Genomic DNA, 2,891 nt, shown 5'->3' with positions numbered 1-2,891 from the left:
CCGCGGTATCGTCATAGGGCTACTCCTAGGATTACCCCTAGGACCTTCCCACGATCCCGCTATCCCGCAAGGCGGCTCTCACCGGAGGCGTACGGACATCTAGGCCGAACCACGGTCTCAGGCGCACGCCCAGCCAGTTCCCGGCCAGAGCCGCCACGATCCATGCCCAGCCATGCAGGCTCGTCGAGCTGACACCGGAGAAGAAGGCGCCGATGTTGCAGCCGAAGGCGATTCTCGCTCCATATCCCATGAGCAGGCCGCCCGCGACAGCTGCCGCGAGCGAACGTGCCGATAGCCGCGCCGTCGGGCGGAAGCGGCCCGCGATCGCGGATGCCAGGAGCGCCCCCGAGACGACCGCGAAGTCCATCGTCGACACGGTATCGGCGAACAGGCCGCCGTGCAAAGCGCGAGCGGGATAGCCGGACGCCCAGAGGGACGTGGCGGGCGGCGACCAGCCGACCGCCGTCGCCAGCTTCGCACCCCATAGCGTGAGGCCCCAGGTGACGGCCCAGGGATGGCCGGCGACGAGGAGCGTCAGCCAGTTCAAGACGGCCAGCGCGGCCGCGCCCCAGGCCAGCCTGGGGCCGATGCGCAGGCGAGCGGGAACTCGCATGGCTTCGCCGTCCGCCGGCGGTGCCGGGGCGCGGTGCAGGCGGCACAGGGCCAGGTAGAGGCCACAGATCACGAACAGCTGCAGGACCACAGCGGCGGGCCAGCCGAGCCGGTCGCTCAGAAGCGTTTCCGGAAGGCGCGGCAGCGCGGTCCAGCGGTCCAGGTGCAGGCTGGCGACGAAGGCGCCTGTACAGAAGGCCAGCAGAGTCGCGAGCAGGGAAAGCCTTCCGGCGCCGAGCGCGAACAGGGTTCCGGAGGCGCAGCCGCCGCCGAGCTGCATGCCGACGCCGAACAAGGCCGCGCCGACCAGGACCTGGACGCCGAGGGGGGCGCCGGCGGCAGCCAGGTCGAGGCCGAGCCGCGGTGCCAATGCCAGGGTCGGGGCTATGAGGGCCGTGCCAAGGGCGATCATCAGGAGCTGTGCGCCGATCCCGCGCCCGTCGCCGAGCAGAAGGAAGCGCCGGTATGCGCCGGCAAAGCCGAAGGTCGTGCTCAATAGGACGGCGCCCAGCGCGGCGCCAACCAGGAACACCGCGGCCATCCGGGAGCTCGCGCCGGCGGCCTCGGAGAGCCCGAAGACGAACAGCGCCACACCTGCCGCCAAGACAATGAGCCGACGCGTGCTACTGGTCTCCGCGACAGGCTGCGACAGGTGAAGTCGATCCGTCATGATCGTGGGTACTAGGGGGCGGTTGCCGCCTCCGCGATGCGCGCCCAGATCGGATCGAGCTCCAGGGCCATGTCGTCCAGGGCCCGGGAACCGTAGGGCGCGAAGACCACGCTCGGTCGGCGGTAGGTCAACGTCGCCTTGCTGTCAGAATTCTCGGTCACGTAGAAGCGGAGCGGTGCCTCGATACCGGCCGCCTTGGACGCCTCGAGCATTCTGACCGCGTAGTCGTTGCGGAATACGCCGACGACGAGATTGCCGGGAATAGCGACGCCGCGCTTGGCGGCGCCGGCAGACGCGCTGGCCTGGGTGACGACGAAGAAGCCGTTGTCGTCGACGGCACGACGAAGACGCTCGGAGAGCTCTTCGAAGCGGTAGGGCGAAGCGATCACGACCGTGCCCGGCAAGGGGCTCTCGTCTGCCGCACGGGCAGGGGCCGCCGCGAACATTCCCAGGACCGACAGGATCGACAGAAGCCATAGAGTGCGCATCGGGACCTCCTGTTGCACCGGCCATCGATCTTAGCGCGGTCGCATCGCCTCCTGCAGTCGGCTCGCTCGCAAGTCACCGCCATTTGAACTCCCGCTTCGGGTGCTGCGTGCCGCTACGGTACGGCCCGCTACGACAACGCGCTCACGGTGCTGACGGTCACGAAGCCTGCCAGGCCCAGGGCGGCGATGGTCATGGAGATCCGCAGCAGCCGGTATTTCGCCCGGCAGATCCTCGCGAGCGCATGGCAGTGCTCGAACTTCGCGGCCAGCAACGCGTCGTTCGAATGTCCAGTGACGCCTGCGGCATAGGCGGCAGCGCTCTCGCAACCGGCGACGTTCGACCAGAAAAGGAGTCCGTTGCGCCGCCGGTGGATGCGCGGGAAGACGACGCCGAACGCCGTTGCGGCAGAGGCCAGGAGAACGAGCAGCACGCAGATCCAGCTCGCTTGCACGGCGATGCCCGCTGCGCCGCGGAGCAGGGCGGGGTCACGCTGAAGGACGAAGACGATGACCGCCGTGGCCAGCGTGAAGACGATACTGGCCTTCCGGTCGGCGAGAGCGATGTTGTGGTTGAGCGACTGGTGCAGGAAGTCGGCGAACCGCCCGCGCTCCAAGAGGTCCATTTGCTCCATAGCTGGTACCTGTCGATCTCGCCGATCTCCTGCCTCGAGAGAATGGCCTCGGCAATGGGCCGCGGATGAGACGACCGGCCGAAGGCGCGACCGTCGCTTCTCCGTCGAGCCGATGCGCTCGTCGAGTGGACAGGAGCAAGAGCAAACGCTCGAGGCCCGACCTCGAGAGAGCGGCCCGCGGGCGGGGACCGCGGGCCGCTCGCCGGCGCGAGAGGGGGCCATCTCGTCCGGCGTTGACTCGCCTGGTATCACGGTTCGCCTCCTTTGTCCGAACCTGCGCGACCCGGTCGAGTCAATCGGGGCGCCATAGTCCTCGCGGCTTGCCGGGAGCTAGAAGGTCAGCTTGAAGCCGGTCACGGCGGCCCAGCTTCGACTGCTCTGGCCGCTGTCCGCGTCGAGGTTCTGGTAGGTGACGGAGCCGATCGCCGTGATGCCCGGGCCGAGGGCGTAGCTGGCGGCGCCCTCGTAGGCCTGGTACTCGCTGCGGCC

Annotated in this window: 3 protein-coding genes; all 3 read right to left on the bottom strand. The window is 68.9% G+C overall.

Annotated elements, in window-relative coordinates; genetic code table 11:
- Nucleotides 1-37: 37 nt before the first annotated feature.
- The 3 genes from B9O00_RS31950 to B9O00_RS31940 all read right to left on the bottom strand — a co-directional run bounded on the left by B9O00_RS31950 (nucleotide 38) and on the right by B9O00_RS31940 (nucleotide 2,393).
- Nucleotides 38-1,204, bottom strand: coding sequence for a YeeE/YedE family protein (locus tag B9O00_RS31950; protein WP_159460393.1), 1,167 nt, complete (start codon nucleotides 1,202-1,204; stop codon nucleotides 38-40).
- A gap of 89 nt (nucleotides 1,205-1,293) precedes the next feature.
- On the bottom strand, nucleotides 1,294-1,770 hold the full coding sequence (locus B9O00_RS31945; protein WP_085127489.1) for a DUF302 domain-containing protein: 477 nt from the start codon (nucleotides 1,768-1,770) through the stop codon (nucleotides 1,294-1,296).
- A 128-nt stretch (nucleotides 1,771-1,898) separates the two neighbouring features.
- Complete coding sequence (locus B9O00_RS31940; protein WP_143596444.1) at nucleotides 1,899-2,393, bottom strand: Pycsar system effector family protein; 495 nt, start codon at nucleotides 2,391-2,393, stop codon at nucleotides 1,899-1,901.
- Between the last annotated feature and the right edge of the window lie 498 nt (nucleotides 2,394-2,891).

The organism is Tistlia consotensis USBA 355 (genome assembly GCF_900177295.1).
GTDB lineage: Bacteria > Pseudomonadota > Alphaproteobacteria > Kiloniellales > DSM-21159 > Tistlia > Tistlia consotensis.
Note: the sequence above shows the minus strand (reverse complement) of the source record. Positions and strands in the feature narration are given on the sequence as shown.